Annotated in this window: 17 protein-coding genes; 14 read left to right on the top strand and 3 right to left on the bottom strand. The window is 55.7% G+C overall.

The annotated features are described in order from the left end of the window. The first annotated feature begins 776 nt into the window (after positions 1-776). From EXY20_RS00005 to EXY20_RS00030, 6 genes are all read left to right on the top strand, one after another. A complete protein-coding gene (locus EXY20_RS00005; RefSeq protein WP_167858898.1) occupies positions 777-2,588 on the top strand; it encodes a peptidoglycan D,D-transpeptidase FtsI family protein in 1,812 nt (603 codons plus the stop codon). A gap of 163 nt (positions 2,589-2,751) precedes the next feature. Beyond that, positions 2,752-3,426: a chromate transporter gene (locus EXY20_RS00010; RefSeq protein WP_235885290.1), complete on the top strand. Its 675-nt coding sequence runs from the start codon at positions 2,752-2,754 to the stop codon at positions 3,424-3,426. A 53-nt stretch (positions 3,427-3,479) separates the two neighbouring features. Further along, a complete protein-coding gene (locus EXY20_RS00015; RefSeq protein WP_135546336.1) occupies positions 3,480-4,019 on the top strand; it encodes a chromate transporter in 540 nt (179 codons plus the stop codon). Positions 4,020-4,129: 110 nt separating this feature from the next. Then, positions 4,130-5,146, top strand: a complete 1,017-nt coding sequence (locus EXY20_RS00020) for an aldose 1-epimerase family protein (protein ID WP_135546338.1) — start codon at positions 4,130-4,132, stop codon at positions 5,144-5,146. A 60-nt stretch (positions 5,147-5,206) separates the two neighbouring features. Then, positions 5,207-8,653: a response regulator gene (locus tag EXY20_RS00025; RefSeq protein ID WP_135546340.1), complete on the top strand. Its 3,447-nt coding sequence runs from the start codon at positions 5,207-5,209 to the stop codon at positions 8,651-8,653. A 159-nt stretch (positions 8,654-8,812) separates the two neighbouring features. Next, a complete protein-coding gene (locus tag EXY20_RS00030; RefSeq protein ID WP_135546343.1) occupies positions 8,813-9,526 on the top strand; it encodes a response regulator transcription factor in 714 nt (237 codons plus the stop codon). A 25-nt stretch (positions 9,527-9,551) separates the two neighbouring features. On the opposite strand, the gene EXY20_RS00035 is transcribed toward EXY20_RS00030, so the two are convergent. The 3 genes from EXY20_RS00035 to EXY20_RS00045 form a co-directional block, all read right to left on the bottom strand. Continuing rightward, entirely contained in the window at positions 9,552-9,773 is a 222-nt protein-coding gene (locus tag EXY20_RS00035; protein ID WP_135546345.1) for a hypothetical protein, read from the bottom strand. An 82-nt stretch (positions 9,774-9,855) separates the two neighbouring features. Continuing rightward, positions 9,856-10,386 carry a hypothetical protein gene (locus EXY20_RS00040; RefSeq protein WP_135546347.1) on the bottom strand — a complete coding sequence of 177 codons (531 nt, stop codon included), beginning with the start codon at positions 10,384-10,386 and terminating at the stop codon, positions 9,856-9,858. 169 nt (positions 10,387-10,555) lie between these two features. Next, entirely contained in the window at positions 10,556-11,356 is an 801-nt protein-coding gene (locus tag EXY20_RS00045) for an HAD family hydrolase (protein ID WP_135546349.1), read from the bottom strand. 448 nt (positions 11,357-11,804) lie between these two features. On the opposite strand from EXY20_RS00045, the gene sigK reads away from it, so the two are divergent. The 8 genes from sigK (at position 11,805) to EXY20_RS00085 (ending at position 19,241) form a co-directional block, all read left to right on the top strand. Next, positions 11,805-12,506, top strand: coding sequence for an RNA polymerase sporulation sigma factor SigK (sigK, locus tag EXY20_RS00050; protein WP_135546351.1), 702 nt, complete (start codon positions 11,805-11,807; stop codon positions 12,504-12,506). Positions 12,507-12,947: 441 nt separating this feature from the next. Further along, on the top strand, positions 12,948-13,541 hold the full coding sequence (locus EXY20_RS00055) for a TetR/AcrR family transcriptional regulator (RefSeq protein ID WP_135546354.1): 594 nt from the start codon (positions 12,948-12,950) through the stop codon (positions 13,539-13,541). Positions 13,542-13,936: 395 nt separating this feature from the next. Then, entirely contained in the window at positions 13,937-14,977 is a 1,041-nt protein-coding gene (locus EXY20_RS00060) for an NADH:flavin oxidoreductase (RefSeq protein ID WP_135546356.1), read from the top strand. 165 nt (positions 14,978-15,142) lie between these two features. Beyond that, complete coding sequence (locus EXY20_RS00065) at positions 15,143-15,379, top strand: hypothetical protein (RefSeq protein WP_135546358.1); 237 nt, start codon at positions 15,143-15,145, stop codon at positions 15,377-15,379. 5 nt (positions 15,380-15,384) lie between these two features. After that, positions 15,385-15,657, top strand: coding sequence for a YciI family protein (locus tag EXY20_RS00070; protein WP_167858899.1), 273 nt, complete (start codon positions 15,385-15,387; stop codon positions 15,655-15,657). A gap of 12 nt (positions 15,658-15,669) precedes the next feature. Continuing rightward, positions 15,670-16,860 (top strand): aminotransferase-like domain-containing protein, encoded by a 1,191-nt coding sequence (locus EXY20_RS00075; protein WP_135546362.1) that lies wholly within the window; start codon positions 15,670-15,672, stop codon positions 16,858-16,860. Positions 16,861-16,921: 61 nt separating this feature from the next. Next, on the top strand, positions 16,922-17,935 hold the full coding sequence (locus EXY20_RS00080) for an MBL fold metallo-hydrolase (protein WP_135546364.1): 1,014 nt from the start codon (positions 16,922-16,924) through the stop codon (positions 17,933-17,935). Then, complete coding sequence (locus EXY20_RS00085; RefSeq protein WP_135546366.1) at positions 17,919-19,241, top strand: LLM class flavin-dependent oxidoreductase; 1,323 nt, start codon at positions 17,919-17,921, stop codon at positions 19,239-19,241. Before EXY20_RS00080 ends, EXY20_RS00085 begins: the two co-directional genes overlap by 17 nt. Positions 19,242-19,253: the final 12 nt, after the last annotated feature.

Consider the following 19,253-nt stretch of genomic DNA (forward strand, 5'->3'; position numbering starts at 1 on the left):
TCAAGTAGATCATGGAATGCTTTTTCCGCTATAGTAGTCATCGAGTAGGGTTCCTTTCTTGGTGACTTTGACCATCCCGAGAATACCCTACTTTTTTGTTGCCTGGCTAGGCTCCAAATCTTGGTTACACACACTATTGTACGTCATCAACATTATTGCTGAAATAATCTGAATAAGCCATTTCTTATGGGCTATTTGCAAAGATGGTTGGTTTTGAGGATCATTTCGCTTGTTCGATACTGCTTGAACAAGAATCTAGCCTACATTGCAGCGAATGGGGGGCTGTGTAAAATGGTCCGGCTTAGGAATAGCGGAAAATTACGGTGAGAGGGAGAGCGGAGCGGGAGGGTTGGTTCGGAGAAGCGGAGCGGTCGCCTTTGTTGACGGATTTTCACCGCCAAGGGGTGAAGATCAAAAAAATCCGGCAACAAGAGCGATCGGAGAACTAACCCTCCCGCGCAGCGGCGAATGCCTCACCCTCTTATCGCTTGAAGATAGCCGGAAGAGGGAACAACCGGAAAATTACTTTTCAAATGAGGTGAGAGGGAGAAGCGGAGCGGTCGCCTTTGTTGACGGATTTTCACCGCCAAGGGGTGAAGATCAAAAAAATCCGGCAACAAGAGCGATCGGAGAACTAACCCTCCCGCGCAGCGGCGTTCGCCTCACCTCCTTATCGCTAGAAGCTAGCCGGCGCTGGCCCCGCCTAATCCTTGTACCGGCCGCACCGACGTATGAGCCTTCGTCTGCCGGACATAATGAGAAGGAAGGCAACAAGAATGCGGAAGCGAGTGAAACCGATGGACCAGCGGCGGCTATTTTTGTTTTTGCTGGGCGTAACGGCAGTGCTGCTGCTATACGCCGGAAGGCTGTTCGTGCTGCAGGTGCTGCCGATGCTCGGCTGGGCTCCGGCCGGCGGCGATTTGGCGGCGTTTGCCGTGAAACAGCGCACTCATGCGTTCGTGATCGATACGGGGCGCGGCGACTTCTACGATCGATTCGGCTCCCCGATCACCGGCCGCACTGCACAAGGGCTGCTCGTCTTTCCGGCAACGGCCGGCGCCGCGGCAGACGAGGCCGACGAACGGCAGCAACTGATCCGGCTGCTGCACACCAACGAACGACAATGGCAGTCGTTCGCGGCCAACCTCAAGCAGCCGCAGCTATGGCCGCAGCCGAACGGCGAGCCGCTGCGGCTCACGCCGGAGCAAGCCGAGCTTGCAGCGAAGCTTCATGTCGCGGGGGCGACATTGACCAGCTTCCGCGAGCGATACCCCGAGCCGTTTGCGGCAGGGCAGTTGGTCGGCTTCATGGCCCAACACCCCGAGCGGCTGCGAACGGAATTCGCAAACGAGCTGAGCAGCGGCAGGCTGGCGCTAGCTGCAGAGATTGGCGCAGCGGGACTGGAGCGTACGTTCCAGTCCTATTTGCAAGGCGTGGGCGCGACCTCGATCGCCTTGTTCCGCGACGGCCGCGACAATCCGCTGAACGGGCTGCATTATCGCCGCATGGCGCCAGGAAACGACAAATACCCGCTGCGCATCGAAACGACGCTGCGCCTTGAAGTGCAGCGGCAAATCGAAGCGATGCTGCAGCGGCGCGGCATCGCGGAAGGGGCGGTCGTCGTGCTCGACGCAGCGAATGCGGATGTTGTGGCAATGGCCAGCCGGCCCGCTTTTGCGCCGGACGAACCGATCGGTGCTGCCGACAACTGGGCAAACCGCGCTTTGCAAGCGATGCCGCCAGGCTCGATTTACAAAACCGTGGTCGCGGCGGCACTGCTGGACGAGAAGTTGGTTCGCTCCGGCGACACGTTCGAATGCGCCGGCGAGCTGGGCCGCTTCGGCTTCTCCTGCTGGCAGCCGGGCGGCCACGGCGAAATTACGCTGCGGGAAGCATATGCCGAATCGTGCAATATCGCGTTTGCCAAAGCGATGAAACCGCTGTCCTCGCGCCAGTTGGCAACGTATGCGGCCAAGCTCGGCGTGCTCGGCACAGTCGGCTGGCAAGGCAAAACGCCGGGGCAAGCAACGTTCTCGCAATTTGACGCCGAGCAGGAATGCCGCCTGTTCGAACCGGCCACGCTGCAGGACGACGAAGGCGTGCGCGCGCAAACGGCAATCGGCCAGCGCGACGTGCGTCTGACGCCGCTAGCCGCGGCCAATATGGTCGTAACGCTGCTCGGTGGCGGCGCCGTGCGCGAACCGCGCGTCGTATCGCGAATCGCTTACGCCACAGGCGAGCCGTTATTCACCTTCGACCGCGAATATCGGGTGAAACGCGGCCACGGCATTACGCCGGCAACGGCCGTCAAGCTCGCCGGCTGGATGCGCGACGTCGTCGACCACGGCACCGGCCAAAGCCTGCAGCGCGCCAAATGGAAGCTGGCAGGGAAATCGGGCACGGCTCAAGAGGCTCCGGTCACGAAAGGGCAGGTCAGCCAATGGTTTATCGGCTATGGACCTGCGGCGAAGCCGCTGTATGCGGTGGCAGTAGCTTTGCCGCACATGCCGCCCGGCAAATCGGGAGAAGCGCAAGCTGTCTTCCGCGAAGTATTCGATATTTTGGCAACTAAAAATCAAAATGAATAAAAAGTAGTTCATATCCCCTTTAATTCACCTCGTTTTAATCGGAATTCACAGCCACTGGATGCGGATTTTTTTATAATTTGCCCCTTTTCCAAAAATCTTTATTCCAAAATGAAATTAACTCATGTATACTGGAAACAAGAAGATTGAAAATGGGGCGGAGCCGATGAACGGATCGATGGTGGCAGTGGCAGACAATAGATGGAAGAAGCTGTGGCTTCTGTTTTTGTCGTTTGCTGCGATAAGTCCGATTACGTTCGGCGGCGGGTATGCGATGATTCCGGCGATCGAACGCGAAGTTGTGGCGCGCCGCAAATGGATCGCCGAGAAGGAAATGGCCGAGGTGCTTTCGATCGCCGGTTCGGCGCCGGGCGGCATCGGCGTCAATGCGGCCGCCTTTATCGGATTCCGGCTTGGCGGACTGGCCGGGGCGATCGTTGCGGTGATCGGCATGACGCTGCCCACGTTTCTGATCGTGATCGGACTGTCGTTCCTGTATGCCTTCACACGCGACAATGCCAAGGTGGAGGCGGCGTTTATCGGCCTGCGTTCGGGCATTATCGCGCTTATTTTGTATGCCGGCTACAAGATGGCGCGCTCCTCGATTATCGACCGGGCGACCTTGTGCGCAGCCGTCGCTACAGTGGCGCTGCTGCTGGCTTTGCCGGTTCATCCGCTGCTCTTGATCGTCGCCGGCGCATTATACGGGGTCTCCGTCGTTTGGCTGAAGCAGAAGCTGGGCATGTCCGTCAAGCTTGGCAGCGAAGGCGACGAATCGCTGCATATCGACGACAGCGGGTATTACATCGTACCCGATTATTTTGTTGCAGACGGGATTTGATCCGTCCGGCTAGTCCGGCTACCTGACACCAGGCGCGAGCGGAGGGGAAACGAATGGCGTTATGGCAGTTGTTTTGGACGTTTTTCAAGATCGGCTGTTTTTCGTTCGGCGGCGGGTATGCGATCACCCCCGTCATCGAAAAAGATGCCGTCGCTTACGGCTGGTTGACTCCCGCCGAATTTACCGACGCGGTTGCTGTCGCGGGGATGGCGCCGGGGCCGATCGCCACGAACAGCGCGGTATTCGTCGGCTACAAAACGGCTGGCCTGGCAGGAGCGCTCAGCGCCACGGCAGGCATCGTGCTTCCCTCGCTGATCATCGTCATCATCCTGGCGGCTTTTTTTTACAAAATCCATCGGCATCGGCATGTACAAGCCGTCTTCTACGGCTTGCGCCCGGTCGTTAGCGGTTTGATTGTTTATGCGGCGATCCGGTTCGGTATGAATGGAGGGTATCTCGGCACTTTCGCCTGGCAAGGGTTGGTGGCGTTTCTGATTCTGATCGGCGCCTTGCTTGCGCTAATCCGGTTTCGCTTGCACCCGGTCGTCGTGCTCCTGATGTCCGGACTGGCCGGCATCGTGATTTATTCTTGAAAAAGCGGCTCGTACACTCTTGTACGCAGCCGCTTCCCTGTTTATGATTAGGGGGACAAGTAATCCCGAAAACTATCATATCCCGCTGATCGGGAAAGGGGAGCCTGAGAATGACGCGACTGTTTGGCCGCGACTATACGAAACGAGAGCTGCTCGCCCATGTCGGGCGAGTCGAACAAGTCGGCGGCATCCGCCGGTACGAATGGAGCGACGGCTTCGAACGCGGCGTGGAACAATTTCAAGTACGGACGGGCGCAGGCCTCGTGTACGGTGTCACCCCGTCGCGCGGCCTCGATCTGTCTTACGCCGAGCTTGGCGGCGTGCCGCTGACGTTCCAGTCGGCAGTCGGCGACGCGCATCCGATGTTTTACGAGCCCCAGGGAACCGGCTGGCTGCGCACGTTTCCGGGTGGTCTGATGACGACTTGCGGGTTGACGAGCATGGGCTCTCCCGCCGTGGAGAATGGGGAATCACTTGGCCTGCACGGCCGTTATTCGCATATTCCCGCAGAGAAGCTTGGCGTTTCCGCTTCCTGGCAAGGCGACGAATACGAGATGCGCATTACGGGAACGGTGCGTCAGGCGAGTTTCTTCGGTGAACATCTGGAGCTGACCAGAACGATTGAAAGCCGGCTGGGCGTCAATGCGATTACGGTTACTGACCGTGTGGAAAACGTCGGATTCGCGCCCTGCGACTTGATGGTCCTGTATCATTGCAATTTCGGGTTTCCGTTCGTCGGTCCGGATCTGCGGCTGACGTTTCCCGAAGGTACGATCGTACCGAGAGATGAAGGCTACGGCGCGGAGGAAGCGTATACATTCGAAGCGGCGCAAATCGGCGTCAGCGAAAACGTGTTTTATCACCGGCCAGCTACGCAGTCCCCCCGGCAAACCGTCCGGTTGGATAACGCGGCGCTTGGCGTTTCCGTACAGCTTGCTTATTCGGCTGACACGCTGCCATGCCTGATCCAGTGGAAGTGCCCGGTTGCCGGCAACTATGCGCTGGGCATCGAACCGGCCAACGCCTTGGTCGAAGGGCGCCCGGCCGAAAGGCGGCGGGGCACCTTGCAGTCGCTGGCGCCCGGCGAATCGCGGCAGTTTAAGCTCGAATTTTCGTTCGGCCGGTAACCGGAGCCGGAGCTTTCGCCGGATCGCGTTCGATTTCCGCTACGAAAGAGGAATCCGCTCATGAAAACTTCGCTGCGCACCCGCCTGATCGTGCTGCTTCTGGCACTTACGGGCGTTTGTTTGACGCTCGTCGGCGGAAGCAATTATTATGCGGCCAAGTCCCGCATCATGCAGTCGCTGGAGCAATATGCCGGCATGAAGGTAACCTCGCAAGCAAACAACCTCGGTGCCTGGATCGCCACCCGGCTCGCGGAAGTGACGGTGATGAGCAATACGAATGTCATGCGTTCGGGAACCAGTCAGGCCAAGCTGGACTATTTGACCGGCGAAAACAGACGCGGAGCGGCGCCAACGGTGTCGCTCGGCTTCGCCGATCGAAACGGCAAGATGCTGCTGACCAGCGGCAAAGTGATCGATGTCGGAGAGGAAGCAACGTATCGCGAGGCGCTTGGCGGCAACAGCGTCGTGTCGGACCCTTTCATCAGCAAGGACGATACGGCGTATTTTATTTTTACGATCCGGGTGCCGGTTTATGCGATGGACAATACGATTGTGGGTGTGCTGAGCGCCGCTTTCCTGGTCGACGATACGTTAAAGCCGTTTGCCGATTTTACGCTGGGGCTGAACGATCATGTGTATGTCGAGCAGCAGGATGCGACCGTCATCTACGAAGCGAACGGGAAGCAGGTCGATCGCAGCGCTTCCTACATTGAAGACCTGGTGTCCGCTCGCGATGAATCCGGTTCGTTTCAATCGGGCAATCGCACCGTCTTCTACGCCAAAGTGGCCCATACCGGTTGGAAAATCGCGCTGGAAGCGCCGACGAACGAGCTGCGCCGCCCGGTGGCGACCTTGTTCTGGATCACCGCGTTGGCCGTCTTGTTGGCCGAATTGCTGCTCGCTCTGCTCGTTTATGTCATTCTGACGAGAGAGATGCGCCGCATTCGCGGTATCCTCACGGTAACGGAGCAAGTGGCTTCCGGGGATCTCGACGCGGGCAAGCTGCGGGATGCGGGAGACGACGAGATCGGCGCATTGGCCCGTTCGGTCAACGGCATGGCCGCCAATTTGCGCAACATGTTCGAGCGGCTGGAGGCGATTCTCAACCAGAACGATTATGCGATAGTCGGCACCGATGCGAATTTCGTCATTTCTTATTTTAACGCCAAGGCGGAGTCGATGCTGGGCTTGAAGGCCGAGGATGTGATCGGCAAACAAACGCCGCTTGTATTCCACGATCCGGACTTGCTGGAAGCCAAGGCGGCCCGGAAGTCGGCCGAAACCGAGGTCACCATCCAGGAGGCCGTGGATCTGCTTCGCCGCAAGCTGCAGCACCAGCGCTCCTATGATGAAGAGCGCGAATATGTCCACCGGGACGGAACGCTGATTCCCGTTACGCTTAACGTGACCCGGATGGTCGATCCCGACGGACGGATGACGGGCACGGTTGGCATTTTCCGCGATATTACCGAACAGAAACGAATCCAGGCCGACTTGTTGCGCGCCAAAGATGAAGCGGATGAAGCGAATCGGGCCAAAAGCGATTTTCTTGCGCGGATGAGCCATGAAATTCGTACGCCGCTGAACGGTATTATCGGTTTGCAGCAATTGCTGCGCAATACCGAGCTAAGCGAGCTGCAGTTGGATTATGTGGAGAAGATGTCGGCTTCTTCGCATGCCCTGCTGCAAATTATTACCGATATTCTCGACTTTTCGAAAATCGAGGCCGGCATGGTGCAGATGGAAAGCGTCCGCTTCCGTCCGGACGAACTGATCCGCCGGCTGGCGGGCACGGTTGGCGTGCTGCTCGGCAGTCGTCAGCTCGACGTGATCTTCGACGTTCCCGCGGCGGTGCCGGACGTGCTGATCGGCGATCCGCTGCGGCTGGAGCAGGTGCTGCTCAATCTGTGCAGCAATGCGATCAAATTTACGCATGAAGGATTCATCGCGATCAAGCTGGAAGTGGCGCACTTGCCTTCCATGCAGGCGGCGCTGCGGTTTTCGGTAGAAGACAGCGGCATCGGCATCTCGCAGGAACAGCTGGCGAAGCTGTTCGTGCCGTTCACGCAGGCGGACGGCTCCACGAATCGCAAATACGGCGGGACCGGGCTAGGGCTGGTCATTACCCGTCACTATATCGAACGGATGGGCGGCCAGCTTGACGTAAGCAGCGCAATCGGACATGGCAGCACGTTCTCGTTTGCGCTGCCGTTCGTTTTGCCGCCGGAATTGCCGGAAAGTCCGACTGTCTCTCCCGGGCTGCCGCTGCCGCCGCCGCTGCGGGCACTGCTGGTGGAAGATTCGGCGCGCATGCGGCGCCATCTGGCCGGTATGCTGGCGCAAATAGGTTTAGTGCCGGAGCCGGTCGACAGCTGGCGTGAAGCGCTGCGGGAGTTGCTCACAGACGACGGACGCCGGTTCGGCTATGCGTTTGTCGATATGGAAGCTCCCGACATGTACGGAAGCGACACTTGGCAAACCTTCAAAGCCGAAGCGGATCGGGCCGGCGTCCTGGTGCTGGCGGTGACGACGGCGTACGGCCGGGAAGAACTGCTGCGCCAGCCGGAACGTTACCGTCCGGCCGCGATCGTCGTCAAGCCGCTTACGCGCAGCAGCTTGATTCGTTGCCTTCACGCGCTGCTGCTGGGCAGGCAAGCGGAACGGGAAGCGTCAGCCGGAGCCTTGCTGCCGGTCTCGGCTCAGCCGGGCTTCGCCGCGGCAACAAGCGGCATCCGCATTTTGCTGGCGGAAGACAATGCGATCAATCAGGAAGTGGCGGTTGGTTTGCTCGCGATGCAGGGGCATACGGTTCGTGTCGTACGCACGGGTCGCGAGGCGCTGGATTTGCTTGCGCGGGATGCGGAATGGGATGTGGTGCTCATGGACATCCACATGCCGGAGATGGACGGCTACGAGGCGACGGCGGCCATTCGCGCCAATCCGCGCTGGGCCCGGCTGCCGATTATCGCGATGACGGCCGACGTGCAGAAGCTGAGCAGCGACCGCTGCCGCGCCCTCGGCATGAATGGCCTGGTGACGAAACCGTTCCATGCCGAAGCGCTTTATGCGGCGATTGCCGAAGCGACTTTCTATCGCCGGGAAAGGCTGGAATCCGCCCGGGACGCTGTCAGGCAGAAGCCGCCGGTCGGACCCGATCACCCCCGGCTTGCCGCCGTAATCGGCATCGATCTGGAGGAAGCGCTGGAGCGGGTGAACTATCGCGAAACGATTTTGCTTCGCATGCTGCAGTTGTTTGCAGCGGAGTACCGCGATTTTATCGCTCGTCTGCGCGATACGCTGGGGCGAGGGGACCGGGATGCGGCATGGAAACTGCTGCACACGCTGAAAGGAGCGGCAGCGAATTTATCTGCGCTGCCTCTTGTCGCCGAAACGGAAGCGGCGGAAACGGCGCTAATGCGCGGCGAGCTGGACGATCGGCCGGACGTCAAGCTGGGCGGGCTGGAAGCGGCGCTGGAGCCACTCGTTCGCTCGGCGGCTGCTTTGTGAAAGAGGTGCTCATCAAAAGCTAACAATTTGCTCATAGACGCTCATAATTCGTTGGTGTATAGTGGAAATATCGACGAAATTCGCGCTTTTTCCGTTCGGCCTTGCAATCGTCTTGCGATTTGCTAACATTTGACTAACATTTCGCTCATGGAGGTCCCGATGGACAAAGTGCTGCTCATTGAAGACGATATGATGATCGGCGAAATGCTGGCAATGTATTTGAGCGAAGAGGGGTTCGAGGTCAAGCGGGCGGAGAACGGAACGGAAGGGCTGACCGAAATCGAGGCGTACCAACCGGATCTTATCTTGCTCGATTTGGTGCTGCCCGATGTTGACGGATTCGAGCTTTGTGCGCAAATTCGCAGCATGACGCGGGTGCCGATGATGATCGTTTCAATGCGATCGGAAGTATCGGAACGGGTGAAAGCGTTTGCGCTGGGGGCGGACGATTACATCTCCAAGCCGTTCAGCATGCGCGAGCTGACAGCCCGGGCGGCAGCGCTTATCCGCAGAAGCCGGATGGCCGGAGGAGTCGGCATCCCGATTGCCGGAGCGGAAACGGCAGCGACGCTGGAAAGCGGGGAGCCGCTGGCGATCAAGCTCGATCCGCTGCGCAGGTTGATGTCGGTCGGCAATCAGACCGTGGAAACGACGTATTCGGAATTTGAAATCATGCGGCTGTTCGTCGAGCACGCCGGCAAAGTATTCAGCCGCGAAGAGCTGATCCAGGCGGTGCGCGGGTTCGACTCCTATGTGACCGACCGGGCGATTGATGTGCATATCGTCAACCTGCGACGCAAAATCGAACGAGATCCGAAGGAACCCAGGCATATTAAAACCGTATGGGGAGTCGGCTACAAATTCGAGCGCTAAGCCGTCCCCCCATTGCGACGAACCGTCATGAGACGGCGAGATACAGCTTGGAGCCGTCCGCGTATTTGAACACGGCGACACCGCCAATCATTTCGATGAACAGCACTTCCTTCAATTTGCGGCGAAAGTCGAAATCGTACTGCATATCCATCATTTTGCCGCGGAGCATCTCCATCGTCATGCTGCAGCCTTCGTACCGATGAACGGGAATCGTTTTATTTTTGTATGCGATGGCCGCTTTCGTCATGGTCTCCACCTCCACTTACCCTTCTTGCCCCTATTGTAAGGCCAATCGTTTAAGTGCATATAAGGTTTCGATTAGTTTCGGATTAAAATGATTCATATGCGGTTAACAATTGCGGTCCGTTCGCCCGGAGCGCATCTTCGGCGAGCAGCAGGTGCATGTTCAGCTTGCTTCTGCGATGCAGTCGGAACGCGGCGAACAGCGATACGACGATACCGAATGCGATGCCGGCCAGCAGCCAAACGAACCAGGAAAACGCGGGCTCCTGAACGGCAGCCGCTATGCCGAGCCCAAAAGCGGCCGCCGGAAACAGTGCCGACAAGGCGACTTCGGCCGCGGACTGCCACAGCAGCGGAGACGCTTCCATGGCGCGAAGCGCAAGCAGCCGGTAGCCGAGCTCTTCCCGGGTGAGCTGCGAATAGGCGCTGCGGTACTTATAAAGTTCGGCATAATGTGTCCGAATGCGTCGGTTCGACAAGTGTGCCGGCTCACGCTGAACGGCATGTTTGAGCGGATTCAGCAGCCGACGATTGAAGCGGGCTGTTCGGAACAGCTCCAGCAGCAGGTACAGGATGCAAACGAGAGCGGCGCAAAGCGCGGCAATTGCGGTTTCCATTCGAGCAGCGGCCTCCTCCAGAGCAAAGTGTCCGTTCCGTTCGCGGGTTGTCCATATTATACCAAAGGAATGGCCTGATCCCAAACGGTCCGAAGCCGCGGGGAGCAGTCACGGCAACGGCCGATCGGATGATAGCACCATCCAGTCGGCCGTTCGTCGTGTTGCGGGATCAGGCTTGCAAAATATACGTTTCCACGATATGGCGTACGCCTTCCTCGTTATTGGTCAACGTGACGATATCGGCGACCAACTTGAGCGGATCAACCGCATTGCCCATCGCCACGCCAAGTCCGGCCAGCTCGACCAAGTCGAGATCGTTCCAGCTGTCGCCGATGCCGATCGTCTCTGCCAGCGTGCAGCCGCAATGATGTTCGGCCAGGAAACGCAGCGCGTTGCCTTTCGTGCCTTCGGGATGCATGAATTCGAGGAAGTTCGGCTTCGATTTGGTGATGTGCGCTTCGGCGCCAAGCTGTTGCTTCAGCACCGGGATGTGTTCGTCGAGCACATCCGGTTCGTCGATGATAAGCAGCTTCGTCATCGGCAAAGCCGCATATTTGGCAAAATCGGGGTCGACCGTATACGGAATCGCGGAAAGCTTGGCGTAGGCGCGCACTTTATCATTGTCGACCGGCACGATCAACTGGTCGTCGTAGTAAGCTTGCAAATGAAGCCCGTGTTCGGCGGCGTAAGCGAAGATGCTTTCGGCAATCGGCCGGCTGAGGTTGCGTTCATATAAAATGCTGTCGTCCTGCAGATTGCGGACAAGCGCGCCCTGATACGAAATGAGCGGCACGTTCATGCCGAGCTGGGCGGCAATGTCTTTGGCCGACGCATGCATGCGGCCCGTGGCCAGCGTCACCAAAACGCCGCGCTCGCTCGCCCGTTTCAGCGCCTCTTTCGTTCCTTCCGTAATGCGGTGGTCGTCCGTAAGCAGCGTATCGTCAATATCGATGGCAACCAATTTATACATGAGACCGGTTCCTTCCTTTTTATGCAGTAGTGGATGTTGATCCATTATACCAGATACCAGACCGCGGGGGGAGAAATCTCGCTTTTGCCGCAGCTTGCTTCCTTTTCCCCGTACAGGCACAAATGGGCCGCCGCCCACATAGACTGTAAAGCAGCGTGCTGTTCCTGCCGGAACGCTTGCATTCGCGTGAGCACATCAAGGGGGGCCCGATTCAGGAACCGATGTAATGTATGGCTTTAACTGTACTCGGCCATCTAGGTGTGCTGCAAGATAACAACGAGCAAAAAGATGTTGTATGATATCGAAAGTTCAACTTATTAAAGGATGCAGGTTCCAAAGACAAAAAGATGATCCCTTTTGAGGATAATTAGTTATTTTTCCTTCGAACAGGCACGGCAGGGCGATAGCCCACATAAACTGATACTAACACTTCTAAGGGGTGACAGTCGTGCCTGGATTATTTGCCGCAATCGCATTATTCATCAAACAGCTTTCCTTGCTCGTCTCATATGTCAAGAACAATGCATTTCCCCAGCCGTTATCAGAAATCGAAGAAATGAAGCACCTCAAGCTGATGGCCGAAGGCAATCAGCATTCGCGCAATCTGCTAATTGAACATAATCTACGATTAGTCGCGCATATAGTAAAAAAATTTGATAATACAGGAGAGGATTTAGAAGATTTGATCTCGATTGGGACAATCGGTTTGATCAAAGCGATTGAATCGTTCTCGCCTGACAAGGGTACCAAATTGGCTACTTTTGCGGCTCGATGTATTGAGAATGAAATATTAATGCATTTGAGATCGTTGAAAAAGTCCCGCAAAGATGTCTCGTTGCACGACCCGATCGGAACGGATAAGGAAGGCAACGAAATCACATTAATCGACATTCTCGGTACGGAAGCAGACGATGTGGCGGAAAAAGTGCAGTTGAAAATCGAAAAGTCGAAGATTTATAAGAACCTTGATATATTGGACGATCGCGAAAAAGAAGTTGTCGTCGGCCGGTTTGGTCTGGAACATGGCGGTGAGGAGCGCACACAACGTGAAATTGCCAAAGAGCTTGGCATCAGCCGTTCCTATGTATCCCGGATCGAGAAACGAGCACTCATGAAGTTGTACCATGAGTTTTATAAAGTTAAGCGATGACAATGTAGCATTAATAAGAAGGGGCAGAAGATGAACGAGGAACTGCTAAACAAAATCGAAAAGAACTTGAGGACTGGGTAAAGTTCAGGAATATGGTTACAAAATATAGTGAGATGAAATCCAATTGACAGGGCTTGATAAAGCCTTGTTTCTTTGTTCAGCAGTCGATGGCAACTTTTAACGAGATAATGCGTTTCTACTAAAGTCCTTCTGTTGATCGGATTAATAATCGGATAAGAAGATGGAATAAGCCGAGAAACTGGAACAGGTACCTAGGACGACGCACGCGGCAGTATTCTACATGATCCCAGTGGGTAGATTGAACATCTCGAACATCTCATAAAAGGCTCTATACGCCGGCTCGTTAGCATCGGGGAAGCGAGCCGCGTCGACTCGGGGCAAGTTATTGACTTTGTGGTCAAGAATTGATATGATGCCCCTATGAGCAGACCAAGAGAATTCGATGTCGATCGTGCGCTCCACCAATCCATGGAAGTGTTCTGGACGAAAGGTTTCAAGTCGACTTCCTATGAAGATTTGACCCGCACGACGCAAGTGAAGAAGCAAAGCTTGTATTGCGTATTCAGCGACAAGCGGGATTTATTCCTAAAGGCGTTGGCGCTTTATCGCGAACGGAGCATAACGAGTCTGGAAGAACTAGCCTCCCAGGAGGTGTCGCCCTTGAAGAAGCTGGAGGCCGTCTGCGACGCTACGTTGTATCAGAACGATGAAGCGTTACGTCGGGGATGTCTCATGCTTAATTCCTCGCTGGAATTCGGAGACGACGATCGGGAAGTCAACCGCGAAGTCATGTTGATGTTCGAACAGGTAGAGCGTATTCTTGAGAAGATCATTCGCGACGGCCAGCAGCAAGGACTCATTTCAGTTCGCCAATCCGGCAAGGAGCTCGCCGTTTACCTGAACAACGCGCTTAGCGGGGCGAAGCTGATGGAGAAGTCGGGCGCTTCCCGGGAGCAAATCGCAGGGGTGCTGCGTACGACAGTTGCGCTAATGGTATCGGAGAACGCCCAATAGAGCCAGTCAATCCGGGAAAGCTGCGGAGGGAAGGCAGACGGAGCCAGTGAATGGATGATGGGATTCGCCGCTGCGATTTCTGTTAATGGACATAGCAGTGCCGATAGCATGCTCGCTCGTACAATGCGAGACGACAGGATGGCACGGTCGATTCCGGCTATGTCCGTCGGGGCGGGCGAAACGCTTGATGCGTCGCGAGTTTTTTTGCGTTTTTATTGACCGCGCGGTCAAAAAAAGACTTTCAATAAGGGAGGTGAGGCTTGCTCCAAAGACTTGCCTTGTGTAACTTTCTAAGCCTTTGCGGATCATTTTTTTTTTTTTTTTTTTTTTGCCGTAATCTTGACTTAACAGTCAAGAACGCGTTCATTAGACATTAAACCCATTTGGAGGTTCCTATGACCTATTCGAAATCCGTTCAAGCTTTGTTCCAACCATTCACAACCGGAAAACTGACGTTGCCCAATCGTATCGTCATGGCGCCGATGACCCGCCAGTTCTCCCCGGAAGGCGTGCCGGGTCCGGATGTAGCCGCTTATTACCGTCGCAGGGCGGAGAACGGCGTTGGATTGATCGTGACCGAAGGCACGATCATCGATCATCCAGATTCGTCCAATCAGCCCAATGTGCCTCATTTCTACGGCGAAGCCGCATTAAGCGGTTGGATGAACGTCGTGGCTAATGTGCACGAGGCGGGCGGGCGGATCATCCCGCAGATTTGGCATATGGGAGCCCGCGGCCAAGTCGGCGCGTACACAGTTGAAGATATTGCCGTCATCGTGCAGGCCTTCGCTCAGGCGGCGACCGAAGCCAAGCGGCTCGGCTTCGACGGCATCGAGCTTCACGGCGCACACCAATATTTGATCGACCAATTTTTTTGGGAGAAAACGAACCCGCGCACTGACCGTTATGGCGGCGACATGGTAAAGCGCACCCGCTTTGCGGTCGAAGTCATCGAAGCTTGCCGCCGCGCCGTCGGTCCGGACTTCCCGATCGTCCTGCGCTTCTCGCAATGGAAGTCGACGGACTATAAGGCCAAATTGGTGGCAACGCCGACTGAACTGGATCAGTTCTTGGAGCCGTTAGCCGCGGCAGGCGTCGATATGTTCCACTGTTCCACCCGCCGTTTCTGGGAGCCTGAGTTCGAAGGCTCCGAGCTGAATCTGGCCGGATGGGTCAAAAAGTTGACGGGAATACCGACGATTACGGTCGGATCGGTCGGCTTGGAAACGGAAGTGATGAGTTTCTTTACAGAAGGGAAGGGCTCGAATATTACCAAGATCGACGGGCTGCTTGAAAAGCTGGAGCGTGGAGAATTCGACCTGGTAGCCATCGGAAGGGCCATATTGGCCGATCCCGCGTGGGCCGGCAAGATTCGCGACGGCCGGCTCGACGAGCTGCTCCCCTTTACGATCGAAGCGGTGAAAACATTGTATTGAATCCTATAAAGAACCAGCCTGTCGGTAATAGGAGCGGCGGCATCGCGTGAATGACGCCGCCGCCCGCTCCGCCGGAAACGCGTGTTGAAGGTAATACCGTCGTCAGCTCTTAATTCATACTTGACATATTGGTATTATAGGTTATAGAATTAAAGGAATGGCCGATTGGAAAACCAAAGGCACATCTCGTTCCCGACTGAAGCGGGAAACATATGGGGTGCGCCTTTTTCGCGTTCGTTCTTATTTGGCTATTCCATCAAAGAGACGCTTTTAGCCGTTGGTGATGAAGGCATGCTGCTGATCTTCAAGCTGCTTCCCAGAGGCAACGTTGGTTTTAATTTGTTTCAGGCCGCACATGCAGAATTGCGGTATAGATTAGTATTATTACGATTGGAGATGTGAGAATTTTGTCGTATTTTGTCGTTTTTGTAACCGAGGCGGACAATTCTAAGAAAGAGCAATATTTTGCCGATCATATGAAGTATCTCGACGATTTGCGCGAGCAAGGAGCGATTATCGCTAATGGCAAATTCGTCGATGGCTCTCTCGGGTTAATCATTTTCCGCGGCGAATCGCAAGCCGAAGTCGAACTTATTGTATCCCGTTCTCCGTTTGCCATTCATGGAGTTCGCGAATTTAAGGTTCACGAATGGGCGGCCAAATGGGGCACTGTCAGTTAGGAGGAATTCCGTATGCCGGTTGATTATTCGTACAACCGCTATTTGCAAACGACCCGCACCTTGGGCGGCACGAAAAATGCCGATCCGGATCATGTCCATCTGTCTTTCGGCTTTCCCCATTCAGATCTGTTTCCAATTCAGGAACTGGCCGAAGCGGCCAGGCAGGCTACGCTCGAGCAAGGGCGCAAGGGGCTTCATTATTACGGCGGCTCAGCTATATCGTATTTACCCCATTGGATCGCTGGGCGACTCGAGCAAATCGACATCCGAGTGCCGCCCGAGCAGATCAAAGTAACGGTGGGCGCGGCGCAGGCGATTGAGATTGCAGCGCGCATCTTGTGCAACCCCGGCGACGAGGTATGGGTGGAAAATCCAAGCTTTTTCGGAGCGTTGCGCATGTTCCGTCTTGCCGGCGCAGAGCGGATCCGCTCTTTTGAAATAGACGGGGACGGCATTTTGGTCGAGCCGCTGCGGGAGGAACTGGAGCGCAGGGCGCAGATGGGCGAAGCGCAACCGAAACTGCTCTATGTGATGCCGAATTTTCAGAATCCGACGGGAGTCTGTCTGACCGTTGAGCGCAGGCGCCAACTGGCCGAATTGGCACAGACGTACGGGTTTTATATTTTGGAAGACGATGCGTATATGGAATTGAACTACTCGGATGCATTCGAACCAGCAATCCATACGTTCGCTCCCGAGCATGTCATTCATATCGGCACATTCTCCAAAATCGTCGGCCCCGGCGTTCGTCTGGGCTGGGCCGTAGTGCCGCCGGTATTGCTCAAGTACGTCCAGCAATTCATGAGCGGTTCGCAAACGAACCCGTATATGCAAGAGATCGTCTCGTCTTTTTTGCAAAACAACGATTTCCAATCGTATCTGGATCGGATCCGGTCGCAATACAAGGCGCAACGGGACGTCATGGTCGCGGCGCTGTTACAACATTTTGGCAATGTTATCGAAGTTCGTTTGCCTACAGGAGGATTTTTCCTTTGTGTTCGCTTCGCGCAGCCTACGGATGTTTCCGAGCTGACGCGGCTTGCGGAGCGGCATGGCGTAAGTGTGCTGGACGGCAGCGCGTTTTACGGCAACCGCGAAGGCAGGAATACGCTGCGATTGTGTTTCACGTACAGCTCGCCAACCGAAATCGAGCTTGGCATTCAGCGTTTGGCAGAAGCCTATAAGCAACTGAGATCCGGTTAACGCGTATCCAATAACCAAGAAAAACGATATGAATACAAATATATGAACGGAGGTGTCTGTTATGAGCGACTATACGTTGCATTCGCACGGGATTTATCAGATCCGCCTTCCCATGGGCAATCCGCCGTGGATGAACAGTTATGTGCTGCCGGACGGAGACGGGTTTACCTTGATCGATCCAGGGTTTAATACGGAGGAAATCGTTGCTTTCTGGCAGGAGACAGGCCCGCGGATCGGACTCGACTTTGGAAAGATACGCCAAATATTGGTTACTCATCACCACCCGGATCATTACGGCTTAGCCGGCTGGTTTCAGCAGCAGTCCGGCGCTCCCGTCTATATTTCGACCGTCGCCAAACGACAGATTGAAGGCATTTGGGGAGAAGGGCGGCGGCTCGTTCCGCTGTTCCTGGACACGTATTACCGCAACGGCTTGCCGCAGCTGCTGGTGGAGCAGTTGCGCGAACAATGGGACAGCAGCATTTCACGGGTGCTGCCGAAGCCGTCTTTGACGGTGCTGGATGAAGGCGGCAAGGTGCGAGTCGGCGACATCGAGCTCGAGGTGCTTGGCATTCCGGGACATGCCGCCGGACACAACGCCTTTTACAGCCGGGAATGGCAGGCAATCTTCGTCGGCGACCAGGTGATGCCCGACAGCTTGCCGGATACTTGTTACGTATCGGACGAGTTCGATACGAACCCGATCCGCAGCTTCCTTGATTCGCTCGACAAGCTGCAGCCATATGCCGTTCAGCTCGCTTTTCCCGGTCATCACCAGCCGTTCTCCCATTTTGCCGAGCGACTGGAAAAACTGAGGCAGTTGAACGCCGAGCGCCAGCGCAAGGTAGAAGCGCAATTGATCGGGGGCGAGTGGAAGTCCGCCTACGAGGCGTATTACGATGTGTTTGAACCCGTGCCGTCATTGGTGCAGAAGCGGTTCCATTTCACGGAAACAATCTCGCGCATTCGTTATGCGCTGTCGCGGGGAATAATTGAGCAAACGGTGCAAGAAGGCGTGTTGAAATACAGATATGCAGCAACGGAAGGAGACACACGCAATGACGAACAAACGTAACCGAACATTAAAATTGGGTGCCCGCGTATTCGGCATCGGTCACTATCGCACCTCCTGGTTGCACCCGAACGTGCCGCCGGACGGCAATATTAATTTTGCCGAACACATTCGACAAGCACAGGAAGCGGAGGCGGCTAAATTCGATTTTATCTTTTTCTCCGACCGCCTGTACTTCGACGAACATAGCGCGCCTAAGTCGCTCAATCAGTTTGAGCCGATTGCCTTGCTGTCCGCGCTCGCTTCCATTACCAAACGAATCGGGTTGGTCGGCACGCTTTCGACCTCGTACAGCGAACCGTTCAACGTGGCGCGCCAGTTCATGACGCTTGACAAAATAAGCGGCGGCCGCGCCGGTTGGAACGTCGTATCAACCGCGCTCAGCGGCGCTTCGCTGAATTTCAGCCGCGACGTCCATTACGGCCATGCCGAACGATACCGACGGGCCAAAGAGTATTTGGACATCGTACAGGGCTTGTGGGATTCGTGGGAAGACGACGCGTTCAGCTACGACAAAAAGAACAATATTTTCTATGATCCAAGCAAGTTGCACGCGTTGAACTATGAAGGCGAATTTTTCAAGGTGCGCGGTCCGCTCAACATCAACCGTTCCCCACAAGGGCAGCCAGTTATATTCCAGGCGGGTCAATCCGAGGCAGGCAAACAATTTGCCGCGCAATATGCGGAAGGCGTCTATACGACTCCGATTACCTTTGAAGAGGCAAACGTGTTTTACAAGGATTTGAAAGAGCGCGTCGTAAACGTCGGGCGGGAAGAAGACGACATTCTTATCTTCGCCGGCCTGAATCCGGTCATCGGACGAACGGAAGATGAGGCGCAAGCCAAGTTCCGCGACATCCTGTCCTACATTACTTATGAAGAAGCATTAACCGAAATTAAGCTGTTTTTCAAAAATGTCAATTTGTTTCAGTTCGACCCGGATGCGCCGTTCCCCGATCTGCAAAGCGAAGGGAACGAAGGATACAGCTATATGGCCAATCGCATCAAAAACGCCGCCAAGCAGGAAGGGCTGACGTTGCGCCAAGCCGCATTCCGTTACGGCACGCCCAAATCCCAGTTCGTCGGCACGCCTGTACAAATTGCCGACCGCATGCAGGCCTGGTTCGAAGGAAGAGCCTGCGACGGCTTCTTCGTCTGGCCGCCTTACTATGAAGGTACGCGCGAGTTTATCGACCTTGTATTGCCGATTTTGCGCGAGCGCGGCTTGTTCCGGGAGGAATACGAGGCGAATACGCTGCGCGGCAATCTGGGGCTTGATTTCGTCCGCAATCGGTACGCGACAACCTGAAAAGAGCGTCGG

Source organism: Paenibacillus cymbidii (genome assembly GCF_004764705.1).
Taxonomy (GTDB): domain Bacteria; phylum Bacillota; class Bacilli; order Paenibacillales; family NBRC-103111; genus Paenibacillus_AN; species Paenibacillus_AN cymbidii.

What these genes read in the sequence shown, in the direction of transcription:
- EXY20_RS00075 (WP_135546362.1), top strand. Translation starts at nt 15,670, where the DNA reads ATGCCGGTTGATTATTCGTACAACCGCTATTTGCAAACGACCCGCACC.
- EXY20_RS00030 (WP_135546343.1), top strand. Translation starts at nt 8,813, where the DNA reads ATGGACAAAGTGCTGCTCATTGAAGACGATATGATGATCGGCGAAATG.
- EXY20_RS00025 (WP_135546340.1), top strand. Translation starts at nt 5,207, where the DNA reads ATGAAAACTTCGCTGCGCACCCGCCTGATCGTGCTGCTTCTGGCACTT.
- EXY20_RS00005 (WP_167858898.1), top strand. Translation starts at nt 777, where the DNA reads ATGCGGAAGCGAGTGAAACCGATGGACCAGCGGCGGCTATTTTTGTTT.
- EXY20_RS00020 (WP_135546338.1), top strand. Translation starts at nt 4,130, where the DNA reads ATGACGCGACTGTTTGGCCGCGACTATACGAAACGAGAGCTGCTCGCC.
- EXY20_RS00055 (WP_135546354.1), top strand. Translation starts at nt 12,948, where the DNA reads ATGAGCAGACCAAGAGAATTCGATGTCGATCGTGCGCTCCACCAATCC.
- EXY20_RS00085 (WP_135546366.1), top strand. Translation starts at nt 17,919, where the DNA reads ATGACGAACAAACGTAACCGAACATTAAAATTGGGTGCCCGCGTATTC.
- EXY20_RS00040 (WP_135546347.1), bottom strand. Translation starts at nt 10,386, where the DNA reads ATGGAAACCGCAATTGCCGCGCTTTGCGCCGCTCTCGTTTGCATCCTG.
- EXY20_RS00015 (WP_135546336.1), top strand. Translation starts at nt 3,480, where the DNA reads ATGGCGTTATGGCAGTTGTTTTGGACGTTTTTCAAGATCGGCTGTTTT.
- EXY20_RS00045 (WP_135546349.1), bottom strand. Translation starts at nt 11,356, where the DNA reads ATGTATAAATTGGTTGCCATCGATATTGACGATACGCTGCTTACGGAC.
- EXY20_RS00060 (WP_135546356.1), top strand. Translation starts at nt 13,937, where the DNA reads ATGACCTATTCGAAATCCGTTCAAGCTTTGTTCCAACCATTCACAACC.
- EXY20_RS00035 (WP_135546345.1), bottom strand. Translation starts at nt 9,773, where the DNA reads ATGACGAAAGCGGCCATCGCATACAAAAATAAAACGATTCCCGTTCAT.
- EXY20_RS00080 (WP_135546364.1), top strand. Translation starts at nt 16,922, where the DNA reads ATGAGCGACTATACGTTGCATTCGCACGGGATTTATCAGATCCGCCTT.
- EXY20_RS00010 (WP_235885290.1), top strand. Translation starts at nt 2,752, where the DNA reads ATGAACGGATCGATGGTGGCAGTGGCAGACAATAGATGGAAGAAGCTG.